Here is a 16,794-nt window from a genome sequence, read left to right on the forward strand (position 1 = left end):
GGTCAGTAGGTTACTTCGATCGCAACCGTATCATTGTACTGGCCAACAGCCGGTGTGGTTTGAGCAGTTACACGCCCATAGACCGGTATGGACTGATTCGCACCCGTGCCGGTTCCGGCCAATAATTCAGCGGGAACGGTATTGCCCCATATCTGGGTATAGGTTGCTTCCTTGTAGAGCGTGTAATTCACCGTAGCGCCGCCAGGCCCGGTCATTTTCCGAACGGCAATCGTAGCTCCCGCTCCCGCGCCGGGTCCAAGACCGACAGTAAAAGGCGTTCCATTCGTGCACTGGATGGTTATGGCACTGTTCGCATCAATATTGGCGACCAGAAGACCGTGCGGTCCAAAATTCAGAAGATCGGCGGTTACGACTCGGCATTCCGCAGTGATCTGAATTTGAACACCCAAATTGCCGGTAGCCACGGCAGCGACGGCCGGACCGCTTAATCCAAGGGCAGCAAAAAGCGATGCCGCAACTGCTTGGCTTACTCTATTGCCAGAACTCATTCATCCTCCTCAAGATTGCATCAGACAGACATACAACCTGTAGTTTCAACGAGATGTTTCACTGGACCGTTGGTATCAGTCTAAATTCTTATACCTTTAATTTTACTTAGCGAATAGCCAAAAATCATAATATTGATTATTTATGTTGTTTTTCAAACGTTTGTTGGTAAATGACTTTTTTATAATTCTCTCATTTTTTCCGAAAATTGCCGATAAAATTGATGTATCTACTGATAATTATCACGATAAATGAATAGCAAACTTTATAATTATGCAATCAAAGATGCACGTTGCTGTAATTAATTGGATTAATACATTGTCGTAATTTGTATAACAAACATATACTTTTGACGTTTTTTGTCTTTTGCCAGCAGAGTTTTGCAAATCGACAATCGTTGTCGACTGCATGGCTCCGGCAGGGCTTGTCACATTGTTTGGTTGTCATTCGATCCAAGCTCGTGCCGATTCCGTATTCAGGAATGATGGGACTGATCTCCGCTAATAATCGGAATTTGCGGCTTGTTAAAAATCTCTTGAACAATTTTTCTTTGGGGGAAATATTAGTCCTCTAACTGAAAGTCTGGACAGATGACCGATATGAAAAAGACCATTTCGACAGATAGCCTGACCCAATTGAAGTGGCTGACACCAGAGAATGTCGGTGCAGCATTGAAGGGCTTTCCACTGAAAGTTCAGGCCGCGCTGCGGGCGGCAACCCATCTTCCACGTGGGACGTTGACGATAACGACCCCTGACAAACAAATCTTCAAGGTTGGCGGCAAACAGACCGGCCCGGACGCTTCGCTGATTCTCCATAACTGGAATCTGCCGCACCGCGCATTTTCTGGCGGAACCATCGGCGTGGCCGAATCCTATATGGATGGCGATTGGGACAGCCCGGACGTGACAACTTTTCTGGAGCTTTTTGTCATCAATGAGCAAGTTGGCGAAGATATTGCCGGCGGGTCTAACTGGTTCATCAATACCGTGCAACGTCTGCGCCATTGGCTGAACGAAAACACCCGCACCCGTTCGCGCAAAAACATCTCCGCGCACTACGATCTCGGCAACGCCTTCTACCGCGAATGGCTGGACCCGACGATGACCTATTCGTCTGCCTTGTATGCTGAAGGTGCCAACGATCTTGAGAGCGCTCAAACAGCAAAATATCGCGCCCTCGCCCGGAATATCGGAATCACTTCAGGATCAAGCGTGCTGGAGATCGGGTGCGGCTGGGGCGGCTTTGCAGAATTTGCAGCCCGCGAGATCGGAGCCAAGGTTACGGGCCTGACGATCAGTCGGGAGCAGTTTGATTATGCAACCCAACGCATGCAGAAAGCGAATCTCTCTGACAAGGTCGAAATCAAATTTCAGGACTATCGCGACGAGACCGGAAAGTATGATCACGTCGCATCAATTGAAATGTTTGAGGCGGTCGGCGAAAAATATTGGCCGGTCTTCTTTTCCAAGGTGAGAGAGTGCCTGAAACCTGGCGGCAGCGCGGGTATGCAGATTATCACCATCAACGATAAGTCGTTTGAACGCTATCGCAAGCGCCCGGATTTTATCCAGCGTTATGTCTTCCCGGGCGGCATGCTGCCTACCCCCACCAAGCTGAAAAGCCTCGGCAAGGATTTCGGCCTCGATATGTATCGAGAAAATATCTTCCCGCAGGACTATGCCCGAACACTGGCAGAATGGCGTGAACGTTTTTGGGGATCGTGGGACCGCCTGCGTTATCTCGGTTTTGACGTCCGCTTTAAAAAACTCTGGGAGTTCTATCTGTTCTATTGTGAAGCTGGCTTCCGTTCCGAATATATCGATGTGCGGCAGGTGTTCTATAAATCGTGAGTGCCGCTGACCTTGATCGGGCCTTTGAACGCATTTGGCAGAAGCGCTTCATTTGCCGGAGCTTGTGAAAAGCACAACTCACGGTACCCCCTCGTTGAAGGTCAAGACGTCATTCATCGGTCGTCTGAAAGATGAAACAAGTTTTGCGATCCATTGTCCGCTGGAGGAGAAACCTCTTCTTATGGAAAGCGCGCCTCACGTTTATTTCGAGACAGACCATTACAAAGGTTGGCCCTATATCCTGATTCATCTTGAAGCTGTTTCGGACGAGGAACTTAGTCACCGGATCAAATTGGCCTGGCATGCCAAGGCTCCAGCCAAGCTAAAAAAGGCCAATTCTACCGCCTGATATTTCCATAATGCGACCTTGCTCGAAAAAAGTGTTGATCAACTCGACCCTTCGGAGAAAAGAAGCAAGCTTTCGTTCAAATTAAAGAAGTTAGGGAGCAAAAAGGCAAAATTTGCTAGCGTTTTTGCACCTACAGGGTGCAATCTAGTTGTAGCGAGGCGAGTTAGGGGTTTGCTGCGATCTCGATCAAAGCCGTTTCGACACCCAATCCTGTCCTGTCGGCCACTTCCCGAAGCGCAAAGGATGAATTGATCTTGGTGACATGCGGCATGGCCGACAGCCAGAACTTATGAATACGCTCATAATCTTCAAGATCTTTTGCAGCAATTCGAAGCAGATAATCGTATTCGCCAGACATAAGATAGCAAACCAGAACGTTCGGACAGCGCCGAACTGCTGTTTCAAACTCGCGCAATTGCTTGTCTGCCTGCCCTGACAGAGAGATATTGACGATAACAGTTACCGGATGGCCAAGCATCTTGTTGGATAAACGTGCGTGATATCCACGAATAACGCCCGATTTTTCCAGCATATCCAGACGCCGGGAGCATGCGGACTGCGAAAGTCCCACCTTCTCGGCAAGCGTGGCATTCGACATGCGGCCATCTTTCTGCAAATTGTCCAATATGGCGATATCAATCCTGTCCAGCGACATTGTTCGAACAATCCATCAAAAAGAACACACATTACGCAAGAATACGCGAATATCTCATCTGCGTCGAGGGTATTTGGCAAGGACATGCGACTGGAGATGTGGTGTTATATCGCTCCCAATAGGCAAAGCAGAACAATATGAGGAGGCGTTATGCGCGTTGGCTGCCCTAAGGAAATCAAAAACCATGAATATCGCGTCGGCCTCACTCCGGGCGCCGTACGCGAATATGTTGCCCACGGCCATCAGGTCATAATCCAGTCCGGAGCTGGTGCAGGAGTTGGCGCAGACGATGGTGCCTATCAGGCCGCTGGCGCTAAAGTAGTAAAGACTGCTGAAGAAGTATTCCAGCAATCTGATATGATTGTGAAGGTTAAAGAGCCACAGCCATCCGAGTGGGCTCAGCTTCGCGAAGGTCAACTCCTCTACACTTATCTTCACCTTGCTCCAGACCCCGAGCAGACCAAAGGTCTTTTGAATTCCGGTGTGACTGCTATTGCTTATGAGACTGTGACCGACGAGCGTGGCGGCCTGCCATTGCTTGCTCCCATGTCCGAAGTAGCTGGCCGCCTCGCAATTCAAGCTGGCGCTACTGCTTTGCAGAAAGCAAATGGTGGTCGTGGCGTTCTTCTGGGTGGCGTTCCGGGTGTTCTTCCGGGCAAAGTTACCATCATTGGCGGCGGTGTTGTCGGCATCAATGCCGCTCAAATGGCTGCCGGACTTGGTGCAGATGTTACCATTCTTGATCGCTCGATCCCGCGCCTGCGTCAGCTCGATGATTTGTTCCGTGGCCGTATCCATACGCGTTACTCAACCATCGAAGCCCTTGATGAAGAAGTGTTTTCTGCCGATATCGTCGTCGGTGCCGTTCTCATTCCAGGCGCTGCTGCACCCAAATTGGTGACACGTGAAATGCTATCCGGCATGAAAAAGGGCGCTGTAATCGTCGACGTCGCTATTGATCAGGGCGGCTGCTTCGAGACGTCTCATGCAACGACGCATTCCGAGCCAACCTACGAAGTTGATGGCGTTATTCACTATTGCGTTGCCAATATGCCCGGTGCTGTTCCTGTAACTTCGGCTCATGCACTCAACAACGCTACCTTGCAGTATGGTCTGCAATTGGCAGATCGCGGCGTTAAAGCCCTGATCGACAATCCGCATCTGCGTAATGGACTTAATGTTCACAAGGGACGCATCACTAACAGTGCCGTCGCCGAAGCACTTGGTCTTGAAGTTTACGAGGCTAAAGCAGTCCTAGCTGCTTGATTTAACTGAAAAATAGAAAGCCCGGATCATGTCCGGGCTTTTTTCACGCGGCCTCAATGCGGCATTGAAAGCAGTTGTTCCTTGCCGACCGCATGTGGACGTAGGCCACATCATCACGGGCAAGTAGCACGCTTGCTCGGTCGGTTACTTGAGCAGTTTCAACCACACCACCCGTGCCATAAACGATGCGGTCTTGGCAGGAGTATCCGCGAACAATGAAGTCTTTGCTTTCATTGAACATTTCCGGTAACTCTGCGACTTCTGGATGTCGCTCACATTCGTCAGCGTGCAGAAATATAGGCCCAGTTTCCGCGTAAGGCTGCGGTGCAGGAAATGGCCGGTGTGACAGGATCAGGTATTTTTCGCCCGCTCCAACATTTTGAAGGCAGTGCCTGCACGGCACGCCATCGCCATCAGATACTTGTATTTCCGGATCTTGCCCGTTGGCATCGGCACCGCCTGATTGGTAATGCCGAGCCATGGTTGTTGTCATTGCGATAAATCGAACTTTTGCCATCGGTATCTCCTTTGTTTCACCAAAGAAAACACCTTAAACAACGGCTAAACCACCCGATTCATGCGGCAGCTATGCTATTTTGTTACGTCGATGCGGAATTCATAATAATCGTAATATCCAGTCGGATTTCCGGCCACCTGGCTAGATACCCGAACGCTGTCCTTACCCACGTAACCCGGTGCCGATACATACACTGCGGAAACCGCCGATAGTTTACGCGAATTGCACTTATGCAAGGCATTTCCCGGCTCAAATGTAGGTGAGACCGTAGATCGCACGATATTTACAGAACCGTGAGCAGGTCCGGAAACCACCTTTATGGATGGTGGACGCCCACTCGAACAATCATCGTTTGGTGTAAACATATTGGAAAGAGGTGTTTTCTGCCCGGACTTTGCAGGCACAACCAGCGTTGTTGAGCCGGTATATGTCTTGGAAAGGTCAGACGTTTCACAGCCTGAAACGAACAGGCATGCGGATACCAAGGCAATACCGTAAAATATTGTTTTCACTATTTTTTATCTCCCCCGAGATGCAAGACGGAATGCCCTGATATACTGATATTTGAAATGTTACCAGAACATCAAAATTTATTTTCTATCTAACAGCTAGTCCCAAGTCTCGATTTCAGCCTCAGCAAAACTGACAGGTTTGAACCCCATTCTTTGGTACATTTGCAGTGCCCGCGGACTATCAAGCGTGTTTGTCTCGATAATTAGCTTTTGAGGGCTGCTCATCCAAGCTGTTAAAATTGCTTCATTCAGAAAAAATTTCGCCAACCCACGCCCCTGAAATTCTTGCACAAGGCCAAAATAGAGAATTTCGGCGACCCCAGGTTTCTGATCAATCACCACCTCGTAGAACCCGGCCGGCGACCCATCAACATAAAGAACATGAATTTCTACATTGTCCCGGTGAATTATCGCTGAAAGCGCTTCATCATCGAGCTTGCGATGAACGGACCAATGGTGCGGCTTGCCTACCTGCTCATATAAAAAACGATAGAATGGCAAGGAGATTTTCGTCGCGCGCATTATGGCCAGCTTGTAGCTCGCCGGTGTCGGAATCGCCGTTACGGGCCGATCCGTCATTTCCAGATGCGTCACACGTGTTTTGAGGGTGGCCATCTTAAGCGTCGCCCGTGGCTACAGGCGTGTCCTTTGCCCCGCCCCATTCGGTCCATGAACCATCATACAGCACATTGTCTTTGTGTCCGAGCGACTCCAGCGCAAGCGTAATGACTGCAGCGGTGATCCCTGAGCCGCAGCTCGTCACAATCGGGCGTGACAGGTCAACACCTGCATCGTCAAGCACCTGCTTCAATCCATTGATATCTTTCAGATAACCCTTATCCGCCAACGTTGACGAAGGAACATTTTTTGCCCCGGGCATATGACCCGATCGCAAGCCCGCACGCGGTTCTGGATCAATGCCCTTGAAGCGCCCGGCTGCGCGCGCATCGGCAACCTGTCTTGTACCGTCTTGCACGATTCTGTGCATATCGTCGAAACTCGCGATCTTCGCGGCATTGAAATTAGCCACAAAAGCAGATGGAGCAATTTTCGTTACGTCGTTGGTAACCGGTCTGCCACCCTGCTTCCAATTGTCGAAACCTCCATCAAGAAGCAGTACATTTTTCGCTCCCATCGTGCGGAACATCCACCAGACCCGAGGTGACGTAAACATCCCGGGACCATCATAAACAACGATCGTATCGTCATTTGTGATGCCCATACTGCTGATGGCGGCAGCAAAGGCTTCCGGCTTCGGGAAGGTATGGGGCAAATCGGAATTGGGGTCCGACAGCTTGTCATGGTCAAAAAAGACAGCACCCGGAATGTGACTGGCATCATATTCGGCCTTGGGATCGCGATTCTGGAGCGGTAGATACCAAGACCCATCCACTATGCTCAAGCCAGGCTTTCCCAGCCTTTCCTGCAGCCAATCCGCTGACACCACAAAAGCGCTTTTATCGGCCATATTACTCTCCTTCAGGCAAGGCACCGAAGCGAATACGGAATCGCCTGTTTTCCTTGCCTTTCTTTTCTATTTTTCCAATGTGGATTTGTCCGATTTCACCAGTCGTGGCGACGTGTGTGCCACCGCAAGGTTGGGAATCTATCGCGGCATTTTCGCCGATACAAACCAGCCTGATACGTCCCGTTCCCGTAGGCGGACGGACATTCTTCGACTTGATTAGACCGGGATTTGCGGCAAGCTCCTCTTCCGTGATCCAACGTGTAAAGATCGGATGGTTGGCATTGACCAGTTCCATTAGCTTCGCAGTTGCACTTTCCTTGGTAACGCTTACGTCAGGCAAATCAAAATCGACCCGGCTGTCGTCTTCGCTGACCGCCGCGCCGGTAATTGGATAAGGGCAAACGACGCTCAAAAGGTGGCAGGCTGCATGCATGCGCATTAGCTTGTAACGACGCTCCCAATCAATCTTGAGAAGCAATTTTTCACCAATGTCCGGCACCGGCTGATCGGGTGCAGGCACATGGATAATCTCTTCTTTTGTTTCTCCGGTAACCGTTGCCGCAATGGTGATTGCCGAGCCATCGGAACGTACAAACACTCCCGTATCACCGGGTTGACCGCCAGACGTTGCATAAAAATTGGTCTGGTCTGTAACGATTCCACCACGATCATTGACCGCAATGACCGTGGCACTAATTTCCTTCAGATAAGAGTCATCGCGAAAAAGGATAGTCGTATCATAGGCCATTATTTGCTCTCGAACGGTACGGAAATATCAACCTTCGCTTCCATCCAAAGCGGCACCGGCAAGTCCTTGGAGCGCAGGAATTCCGGATTGAACAGTTTTGATTGGTAACGATTGCCGTAGTCGCAAAGGACGGTCACGATTGTATGGCCGGGCCCGAGATCACGCGCCAGACGAATGGCCCCTGCAATGTTGATCCCGGACGATCCACCCAGGCACAGCCCCTCTTCCGTCACCAGACCAAACACTATCTCGAGCGCTTCCGCGTCAGGAATTTGATAGGAATAATCAGGCGTGAAACCTTCGAGGTTCGCCGTAACGCGGCCTTGCCCGATGCCTTCGGTGATCGAACTGCCCTCAGCTTTGAACTCCCCGGTTGTATAATAGGAATACAAGGCTGCTCCGAGTGGATCGGCAATAGCGATTTTTACGGCATTGTTCTTGGCTTTCAACCCCATTGCAACGCCGACGAGCGTACCGCCGGAACCGACCGCTGAGACAAATCCATCGACTTTGCCATTGGTATCGCGCCAGATTTCCTGTGCAGTGGTTTCGACATGCGCCTGCCTGTTCGCAACATTATCGAATTGATTGGCCCATATCGCGCCATTTGGTTCAGTTTTTGCGAGCTGTTCAGCCAAGCGGCCAGAAACCTTCACGTAATTATCCGGGTTTTTGTACGGGACAGCAGGCACTTCAACGAGTTCTGCACCAAGCAGTCGCAACGCGTCCTTCTTTTCCTGGCTTTGTGTCTCCGGAATAACGATCACTGTGCGGTAACCGAGCGTTTTTGCGACCATTGTCAGGCCAATACCCGTATTGCCTGCAGTGCCTTCAACAATCACACCGCCCGGTCGTAATTGACCACGTTTTTCTGCGTCGCGAATGATATAGAGCGCCGCGCGGTCTTTGACAGATTGGCCCGGATTCAAGAATTCCGCTTTGCCGTATATCTCGCAACCGGTTAGCTCTGAGGCCTTCTTGAGACGAATTAGCGGGGTGTTTCCAATTGCTTCGATTACGGAATTATACATTGCCAAGTCCTTCAATATGCTGGCCTTAAACCTATTTGCACGGACCGCCCCGTTCAAGCGCATAATCTCACAATCTTCAATGACGGGGATAAATCTTTGCCACAAACAAAAAGGCCACCGGTTTTGCCGGTGGCCTTCCAATCGATCAGATATGCTTAAAGCAAATTTCTAACTATGCCGCTTTCGCACCAAAGCCTTTTTTGTTCCGGCGGAATGGGCGCTTCTGTGCGGGTGCACCACCGTCATTGCTCCAGATCTTTTCGCCGCGCGGTTCACGTGGACCACCGTTTGCTGACTGGCCACGATGCGGCTTCTTGTTCTTTGCCGGTGCACCACCATTACCACCTTCGCGGCGCGGTGGACGCTGATCGCTGTTAGCAGCACGGGCGGGTAGACTGGAAAGATCAACCGGCGAATCTGCCATTGGGAGACGCATACGAGTCACGCGTTCCACAGCCTTGAACTTTGAACCTTCTTCGGCCGGATCGTAAAGCGTGATGGCATTGCCCGATGCACCATTACGGCCTGTTCGTCCGATACGGTGGACATAGCTTTCCGGCTCATCTGGCAGGTCAAAATTGATCACATGGCTGATACCAACAACGTCGATGCCGCGGGCCGCAATGTCGGTTGCCACAAGGATGCGCACCGAGCCATCCTTGAAGCCATTCAGAGCGCGCTGGCGGGCATTTTGAGACTTGTTGCCGTGAATGGCAGCAACGTTGTAGCCATCCTTCTCCAGGATGCGGGTAACAGCATCCGCACCATGTTTTGTGCGTGTGAAAACGATGACTGAAGATAGTGTCTCGTCCTTCAGCATAGCCGAAAGAACCTGCTTCTTCTGGCGAGTCGGAATCATATGTACGACCTGCTTGATCTCAGCGGCAGTCGTACCCTGCGGCGCTACTTCGACGCGAACGGGGTTACGCAGAAGGCTTGCTGCCAGTGTTGCAACTTCCTGCGGCATCGTTGCGGAGAACAATGCTGTCTGGCGATCGCGATGCGTACCTTTGGCAATCTTCTTCACGTCATTGATGAAACCCATGTCCAGCATGCGGTCGGCTTCGTCGAGAACGAGCCAGCGTGTCTCGGACAGATCGATGCGATTGTCACGGACCAGATCCGTCAAGCGACCGGGCGTAGCAATCAGAACGTCAACGCCGCCCTGCATCTTGTTGATCTGTGCAACACGCGAAACACCGCCGAGAACCAGCGCTGTCGAAATATGAGCGCCCTTTGCCAGCTTGCGGAAGGTTTCTTCGATCTGAACTGCAAGTTCACGTGTTGGTGCAAGTACCAGTGCACGGGCGGTCTTGCCCTTGCGCTTGTCACCAATAGTCAGAATTTTCTGCAGGATTGGCAGGGCGAATGCCGCTGTCTTACCTGAGCCCGTTTGTGCAATGCCAAGAATGTCCTGACCTGCCAACTGTGCCGGAATAGCCTGTTGCTGAATTTGCTTGGGGGCAGTCATTCCAGCTGCATCAACTGCCTTGAGCAGGATTGCATTCAGACCCATTGTGGCAAAGCCGTTTGCTTCGATATTTTCCAATTTAAAACTCTCATCTTGGCCAGACGCAATAAATTGCGGGCCATAAAACGCACTGCAGGGCGCAACCTGCGTGCAATATTTTCGGATAAACGACGAGACGCGTAGAACCTTGAAGATTCGAGCGACTTGCGCAGCCGTGCCCACCGCATCATGCGGATGGGGCTCAGACGCCACGAGTCCTGTTTCGGAAGGCCGGATCAGACCGGCCCAAGCGTCTGAGCGGCATATGGGCTCTTCTGACTCAAAAAGCAAACGATTTTATTGTGCGGCGCAAAATGCGAGGCTATTTGGCGAAGCGTTTTGCCCCGAAAACACATGCAATCACGGCAATCGTAACGACGATCATTTGCCAGCCAACAGCCTCGTGAAGCAATGTTGCGGCAAGGATCAAGCCGAAAAATGGCTGTAGAAGCTGAAGTTGTCCAACTGCCGCGATGCCCCCTTGCGCAAGTCCACGATACCAGAAAATAAACCCAATCAGCATTGAAAACAGCGATACATAAATCAGTCCTATCCAGGCTGGCTGACCAATGACAACCCAGTCATGAGGCATTACGAATAATGTCAAAGGCAACATGATCGGTAATGACAGAACGAGCGCCCAGCAGATAACCTGCCACCCGCCAAGTTTGCGAGAAAGCTGCGCTCCTTCCGCATAACCTAAACCACAAGCCACAATTGCAGCGAACATCAGAAGATCACCTGCCAACGATGCTTCCAGATTTTGTGTGAGAGCAAAACCTGCAACCAGCGCACTGCCCAGACACGAAAACAGCCAGAACATCGGACGCATGGACTCGCCGCCTCGTAACACACCGAATATTGCCGTCGATAGCGGCAAGAGGCCTATGAAAACGATGGAATGCGCTGAGGTGATGTGTTGAAGCGCAAGCGCTGTCAAAAGCGGAAAACCGACAACAACACCCATCGCCGTTACAAACAGATGTCCAAGATCAGACTTGGCCGGCCATTTCTCCTTGAACACCAGCAAAAGCGCTAGGCCAAGAAACGCAGCGATCGTCGCCCGTGCAGCAGTCAGAAAAATTGGATCAAAATCCGCCACGGCCGCGCGCGTCGCCGGCAGCGATGCGCTGAAAATGAGAACGCCCACAAAGCCATTGATCCAGCCACTCGTTGTCTTGTCCATATCCAGTCCTACCTTCAATTCCATTGTGACGATGTGCATTGTCGGCGATCAATTTTCCAGATACGGTACAGTACAATTTTTGCAAACTGTAATGGTAATATGAGCAGTACAGATGGACAGTAACGGAAACAATGGGACACGTGTCGAGCAGGTCATGCGTGCGATCAGGCAACGTATTGCGGCACGACTACTGCTTCCGGGTGCAAAATTGCCATCCATCCGAAGTTTCTCTGAAACAATGGCAACGTCAAAGTCTACGGTGGTCGAAGCGTATGACAGGCTTGCGGCAGAAGGGCTCATTCAGTCGCGGCGTGGATCGGGTTTTTATGTCGCCGGGCATCTGGCACCGCTGACACTTGCTGAAATCGGTCCCAAACTTGACCACGCCATTGATCCCCTTTGGGTATCGCGGACTTCGCTTGATGCTGGGAACGATACTTTAAAACCTGGCTGCGGCTGGCTGCCTGCATCGTGGATGCCGGAAGGTGCCATTCGCCGTGCATTGAGGGCAATCGCCAGATCGAATGACTCGGTGCTGACTGATTATGCTTCGCCTCTCGGACTGCAGCCACTTCGTCAGCTTTTATCGAGAAGGCTCGGCGAACATGGAATCGAAGCGCCCGCCAATCAAATCATGCTGACTGATTCTGGAACTCATGCCATTGACCTTATATGTCGATTCCTGCTTGAAGTAGGAGATAGCGTGATCGTTGATGATCCGTGTTACTTCAATTTTCACGCTTTGCTCAAAGCGCACCGTGTCAATGTGATAGGCGTGCCTTACACTGCAAACGGTCCCGACCTCGCATTGTTTGCGCGCGCGCTGGAAGAACATCATCCGCGCCTTTACATAACGAATGCTGCCTTCCACAATCCAACTGGAGCAGTGCTCTCGCCTGTCGTGGCCCACCGTCTGTTGAAGCTGGCAGAACTTCATAATCTCACGATTGTCGAAGACGATATTTTTGCAGATTTTGAATATGAACCTGCGCCGCGACTTGCCGCATTTGATGGCTTGAATCAAGTTGTCCATATCGGCAGCTTTTCGAAATCAATCTCGGCATCTGTTCGTTGTGGCTTCATTGCTGCCAAACGCGACTGGATCGAAGGACTTACGGATTTACGTATCGCGACATCATTCGGCGGCAGTCGCCTCGGTGCCGAACTGGTGCTGTTCATGCTGAAAGAAGGTGCATATCGCAAACATATCGATAATTTGCGGGTGCAGCTTGCACGCAGCATGGAACATACAATTGCTAGGCTGAAGATGCTTGGCATAATCCCATGGAACGAGCCACGTGGCGGTATGCTGTTATGGTGCAAACTGCCCGATGGCATCGACGCTGCCGGCATCGCAAAATACGGGCTGGAAAACGGCATCGTATTCGCTCCGGGCAATGTTTTCAGCCAATCGCAATCCGCCAGTTCCTATATGCGGTTTAACATAGCCCAGTGCGACGACACCCGCATATTTGATGTGCTGGCAAAGGCCATTAAACTTCAGCTAGCCGCAGCAAGCGCCTGAAGTTTCAGCACACTGTTCCAATTACGGGCTGTCGCGGCGACACCCAGCGTCCGCTCAATTTTGGGGAAGAGCCGCGCATTCGAAATGCCCTGCGGCGTATGATAGTAAAGGACTCGCCCCCTTATCTCAAACTCATCCGGACCATCTGCTTTTGCCCGCAGCGCCTCTATGGCTTTGTCGTCCGGTCGTTGCTTCATAAGATAAGCATGAAGCTTTGTGGGTGTAGTAACCGCATCGGGGAAAGGATTTTCAGCAACCAGCCTGTTCCATTCTGCGGCACTGGCAATCAATATTTCTTTCGCAAAATCAAACTGCTCCAAAACAATCGGAGCGATACGCTTTATTATTTTTTCCGATGTGCCTGACGACTTGAGAACAACGTTGCCTGTGTTGATATAAGTCCGCACGCTATCAAACCCCGCTTCTGTCAAGGCTGCCGCGAGCGGCTTCACCGGCAATAATGTTGCGCCACCTACACCGCGAAACAGAACGATCCAAGTCGCCATGAAAGGCCTCTAAATAATCAACCCGGCAATTGTTTCGTTGTCAGTGATATCCTGATACGCCCAACCCGCTTCATCGAAGCGCCTGAACAATATATCAAAATTCTTCCTGTTCTTGGTTTCGATACCAATGAGCACCGAGCCGAAGTTACGAGCCGATTTCTTGAGGTATTCAAAACGGGCGACATCGTCCTCGGGACCAAGGAGATCGAGGAAGGAGCGCAAGGCACCAGGACGCTGCGGAAAACGGAAAATGAAGTACTTCTTGAGGCCTTCGTACCGTTGTGACCGCTCTTTCAGTTCCGGCAACCGCTCGAAATCAAAATTGCTGCCGGATATCACCAGTACGATCCGTTTGCCTTTGATATCGGCCTTCTTGAAATCTTTAAGCGCATCAATTGCCAAAGCTCCTGCGGGTTCTACGACGATCCCCTCAATATTGAGCATTTCCAGAATTGTAGAGCTAAGCCGATTTTCCGGAATTAATGTCACAGAGTCGGGACTGAACCCTTTGAGAAGCTTGAAGTTTTCCCGCCCGATCTCACCGACAGCAGCTCCATCAACGAAGTTATCGACAGCTTCGAGTTTTACCCGCTTCCCGGACTCAAGGCTGCGTTTCAGACTGGGAGCCCCGGCAGGTTCTACAAAACGGAATTGCGTGTCCCAACCGAGTTCCGAGAGATAGCGTGTCACGCCACCGGAAAGCCCGCCGCCCCCAACCGGCAAGATCATCAGATCTGGTTTTCGCTCATCAGGCAGTTGTGCGGCGATCTCGTGCGCTACGGTCGCCTGACCGGTTATAATGTCCACATGATCAAAGGGGGGCACCATGATCGCCCCCATCTGAGCTTCAAACTCGCGCGCCGCCGCATAGCACTGGTCGAAAATATCGCCAACCAGACGAATCTCGATAAACTCGCCGCCGAAACTCCGCGTCTTGTCGATTTTCTGCTGCGGTGTCGTGACTGGCATGAAGACAACGCCCTTCTTGCCAAAATGCCGACATATGAAGGCAAATCCCTGGGCGTGATTACCAGCAGAAGCACAAACAAAAATGGCCTCTCCGGACTTGTTTGTGTTCAGATAATGCGAAATGAAATTAAACGCACCCCTGATCTTATACGAACGGACAGGCGATAAATCCTCCCGCTTCAGCCAGATTTGCGCACCGTATTTCTGCGAAAGATAGTGATTGAGTTGGAGCGGTGTTTCTGGAAACAGCGTACGCATTTTTGTGGTTGCTTGGGCAACAGCCTTGGCAAAAGCAGTCATAGAAATAAATCAACCTTTTCGAACGTTCGAACATCGATAATCCCGACATCGGAAATACGCAATTCCGGAATGACAACCAGCGCCAATAGCGAGTGCTGCATGTAAGCATTGTTCAGGCTGCATCCCATGGCTCGCATGGCATTGACCAGCTTGTCCGCCTTTGCTGCCACCACTTCAGCACGCTGCTCCGACATCAAACCCGCTATCGGCATCTCGACAAGAGCCAATTCACGTCCTTTGGAAAACAGCACCACACCTCCACCGACTTCACCAAGTCGATTGGCAGCTTTGGCCATGTCTTCCTTATTGGTGCCCACAACGATCATGTGATGGCTGTCATGAGCTACGGTCGACGCCATTGCGCAATCTAAAGTATAGCCAAAGCCCGAGACAAACCCGTTTACCACCGCACCGGTGCCCCGATGACGTTCCACAAGCGCAATCTGGCAGACATCATTGCGCCTATCCATTTGCACAACTCCATCAGAAACCGACAGATCGGCCTCGAGCGCCTTGGTTGGTGCCTGATTTTCAATCACACCTATCACGCGCGCAGTAACATGTTTTCCGGGCTTTGGAGCCTTGATGTCAAAGTCCCTGGATTTTAGTTTCTTGCCAAGCTTGATCGTGTTTTTGGCAAATGAGGGATAGTCATAAGCAGGAATATCCGCAATCAGCTTCCCCTTTTCCGCCATGTGCACGCCTCGCGCGTAGACGCGATCTATGACGAGATTCGGAAGATCAGATACGATCAGAAAATCCGCCAGACGCCCTGGCGTAATTGACCCAATCTCCCGCTCCAGCCGAAAATGCTGGGCTGTATTCAAGGTCGCCATCTGGATTGCCGTGACGGGCTTTAACCCTTGAGCAATTGCGTGTCTTACAACACGGTCCATATGCCCGTCATTGACCAGCGTACCGGAATGACTGTCATCAGTGCACAAGATGAAATTACGAGGATCAAGCCCCTGCTCGGTTACAGCCTTGATCTGGCTCGCCACATCATACCAGGCTGAGCCAAGGCGAAGCATGGCACGCATACCCTGCCGCACGCGCGCCATGGCATCTTCCATGCGTGTGCCCTCGTGATCATCCTCGGGACCGCCAGCGACATATCCATGGAACGCGCGGCCGAGTTCCGGCGATGCGAAATGTCCGCCAACAGTTTTTCCGGCTTTAACCGTGGCATCGATACCGCCTCGCATGGTCGCATCATTATTGGCAACACCGGGGAAATTCATGACTTCACCCAGCCCGACAATATTAGGCCACGTCATGGCTTCAGCTACATCTTCCGGGCTGATTGCTGCTCCAGCATTCTCCAGACCGGGTGCAGAAGGAACACAGCTCGGCATCTGTACATGCACATTGATGGGCATGCCCAATGCCTCATCATGCATCAGGCGAACACCTTCAAGCCCCAGCACATTGGCGATCTCGTGCGGGTCTATAAACATGGAGGTAGTACCGTGAGGAATGACGGCGCGCGTGAATTCCGTAACTGTAACCATGCCGCTTTCGACATGCATATGAGCGTCACAAAGGCCCGGGACCAGATAACGGCCAGCCGCATCAACGACTTTGGTTTTAGAGCCGATGCAATGTTCGGCACCATGGCCGACAAAAGCAAATCGGCCGACTATGATCGCGATATCAATCCCCGCAATGATCTCACCGGAATATACGCTAACCAAGCGGCCATTTCGTACCACCAGGTCTGCTGGGCGGCGTCCCATGGCGACATCCACCAGCAGCGGTGCTGATTGCGTCCAGCTGTCCGGCCTTTTGGCGGCTTTATCCTGCTTCGACATTCAATAACCTCGCATCGCCTTTTCATATGTCATGCATGCATATACGAAAATGGCATTGAGCACTCCACCGCAAGAGATTTT

At 51.4% G+C, this 16,794-nt stretch carries 17 protein-coding genes; 4 read left to right on the forward strand and 13 right to left on the reverse strand.

The window, feature by feature from the left end:
• Positions 1-2: 2 nt before the first annotated feature.
• Positions 3-509, reverse strand: a complete 507-nt coding sequence (locus tag PMI41_RS16360) for a spore coat U domain-containing protein (RefSeq protein WP_008126655.1) — start codon at positions 507-509, stop codon at positions 3-5.
• 597 nt (positions 510-1,106) lie between these two features.
• Here PMI41_RS16360 and PMI41_RS16365 point away from each other — a divergent pair.
• Together PMI41_RS16365 and PMI41_RS16370 are read left to right on the forward strand one after the other, a co-directional pair.
• On the forward strand, positions 1,107-2,360 hold the full coding sequence (locus PMI41_RS16365; RefSeq protein ID WP_008126656.1) for a cyclopropane-fatty-acyl-phospholipid synthase family protein: 1,254 nt from the start codon (positions 1,107-1,109) through the stop codon (positions 2,358-2,360).
• A 64-nt stretch (positions 2,361-2,424) separates the two neighbouring features.
• Positions 2,425-2,709, forward strand: coding sequence for an MmcQ/YjbR family DNA-binding protein (locus PMI41_RS16370; RefSeq protein ID WP_244423961.1), 285 nt, complete (start codon positions 2,425-2,427; stop codon positions 2,707-2,709).
• Positions 2,710-2,872: 163 nt separating this feature from the next.
• Here PMI41_RS16370 and PMI41_RS16375 read toward each other — a convergent pair whose 3' ends face one another.
• Complete coding sequence (locus PMI41_RS16375) at positions 2,873-3,364, reverse strand: Lrp/AsnC family transcriptional regulator (RefSeq protein WP_008126659.1); 492 nt, start codon at positions 3,362-3,364, stop codon at positions 2,873-2,875.
• Between the two features lie 150 nt (positions 3,365-3,514).
• On the opposite strand from PMI41_RS16375, the gene ald reads away from it, so the two are divergent.
• Entirely contained in the window at positions 3,515-4,630 is a 1,116-nt protein-coding gene (gene ald, locus PMI41_RS16380) for an alanine dehydrogenase (protein WP_008126661.1), read from the forward strand.
• A gap of 43 nt (positions 4,631-4,673) precedes the next feature.
• Here ald and PMI41_RS16385 read toward each other — a convergent pair whose 3' ends face one another.
• From PMI41_RS16385 to PMI41_RS16420, 8 genes are all read right to left on the reverse strand, one after another.
• Positions 4,674-5,147: a DUF1203 domain-containing protein gene (locus PMI41_RS16385; protein WP_008126664.1), complete on the reverse strand. Its 474-nt coding sequence runs from the start codon at positions 5,145-5,147 to the stop codon at positions 4,674-4,676.
• Positions 5,148-5,221: 74 nt separating this feature from the next.
• Positions 5,222-5,659 (reverse strand): hypothetical protein, encoded by a 438-nt coding sequence (locus PMI41_RS25090; RefSeq protein ID WP_008126665.1) that lies wholly within the window; start codon positions 5,657-5,659, stop codon positions 5,222-5,224.
• A gap of 96 nt (positions 5,660-5,755) precedes the next feature.
• The gene (locus PMI41_RS16395; RefSeq protein WP_008126667.1) at positions 5,756-6,274 is read right to left on the reverse strand and encodes a GNAT family N-acetyltransferase; all 519 of its coding nucleotides are present in this window, start codon (positions 6,272-6,274) and stop codon (positions 5,756-5,758) included.
• Position 6,275: 1 nt separating this feature from the next.
• A complete protein-coding gene (sseA, locus tag PMI41_RS16400; RefSeq protein ID WP_008126668.1) occupies positions 6,276-7,127 on the reverse strand; it encodes a 3-mercaptopyruvate sulfurtransferase in 852 nt (283 codons plus the stop codon).
• A gap of 1 nt (position 7,128) precedes the next feature.
• Positions 7,129-7,875: an alanyl-tRNA editing protein gene (locus tag PMI41_RS16405; RefSeq protein ID WP_008126670.1), complete on the reverse strand. Its 747-nt coding sequence runs from the start codon at positions 7,873-7,875 to the stop codon at positions 7,129-7,131.
• Positions 7,875-8,906, reverse strand: coding sequence for a cysteine synthase A (locus tag PMI41_RS16410; protein ID WP_008126672.1), 1,032 nt, complete (start codon positions 8,904-8,906; stop codon positions 7,875-7,877). Before PMI41_RS16410 ends, PMI41_RS16405 begins: the two co-directional genes overlap by 1 nt.
• A gap of 172 nt (positions 8,907-9,078) precedes the next feature.
• On the reverse strand, positions 9,079-10,422 hold the full coding sequence (locus tag PMI41_RS16415) for a DEAD/DEAH box helicase (protein WP_052025924.1): 1,344 nt from the start codon (positions 10,420-10,422) through the stop codon (positions 9,079-9,081).
• 316 nt (positions 10,423-10,738) lie between these two features.
• Positions 10,739-11,602, reverse strand: coding sequence for a DMT family transporter (locus tag PMI41_RS16420; RefSeq protein WP_008126675.1), 864 nt, complete (start codon positions 11,600-11,602; stop codon positions 10,739-10,741).
• Between the two features lie 112 nt (positions 11,603-11,714).
• Here PMI41_RS16420 and PMI41_RS16425 point away from each other — a divergent pair, with 112 nt between their 5' ends.
• Positions 11,715-13,127 carry a PLP-dependent aminotransferase family protein gene (locus PMI41_RS16425; RefSeq protein WP_008126676.1) on the forward strand — a complete coding sequence of 471 codons (1,413 nt, stop codon included), beginning with the start codon at positions 11,715-11,717 and terminating at the stop codon, positions 13,125-13,127.
• Here the strand turns inward: PMI41_RS16425 and PMI41_RS16430 are convergent.
• From PMI41_RS16430 to ade, 3 genes are read right to left on the reverse strand one after another with little or no spacing between them, the layout of a single operon-like run.
• Positions 13,103-13,633: a DUF1697 domain-containing protein gene (locus tag PMI41_RS16430; RefSeq protein WP_008126678.1), complete on the reverse strand. Its 531-nt coding sequence runs from the start codon at positions 13,631-13,633 to the stop codon at positions 13,103-13,105. The genes PMI41_RS16425 and PMI41_RS16430 overlap by 25 nt on opposite strands.
• A gap of 9 nt (positions 13,634-13,642) precedes the next feature.
• Positions 13,643-14,902 (reverse strand): threonine ammonia-lyase IlvA, encoded by a 1,260-nt coding sequence (gene ilvA, locus PMI41_RS16435; protein ID WP_008126679.1) that lies wholly within the window; start codon positions 14,900-14,902, stop codon positions 13,643-13,645.
• Positions 14,899-16,713, reverse strand: a complete 1,815-nt coding sequence (gene ade / locus PMI41_RS16440) for an adenine deaminase (protein ID WP_008126681.1) — start codon at positions 16,711-16,713, stop codon at positions 14,899-14,901. The genes ilvA and ade overlap by 4 nt, the downstream gene beginning before the upstream one ends.
• Positions 16,714-16,794 lie beyond the last annotated feature (81 nt).

Source organism: Phyllobacterium sp. YR531, from assembly GCF_000282595.1.
Lineage (GTDB): Bacteria > Pseudomonadota > Alphaproteobacteria > Rhizobiales > Rhizobiaceae > Phyllobacterium.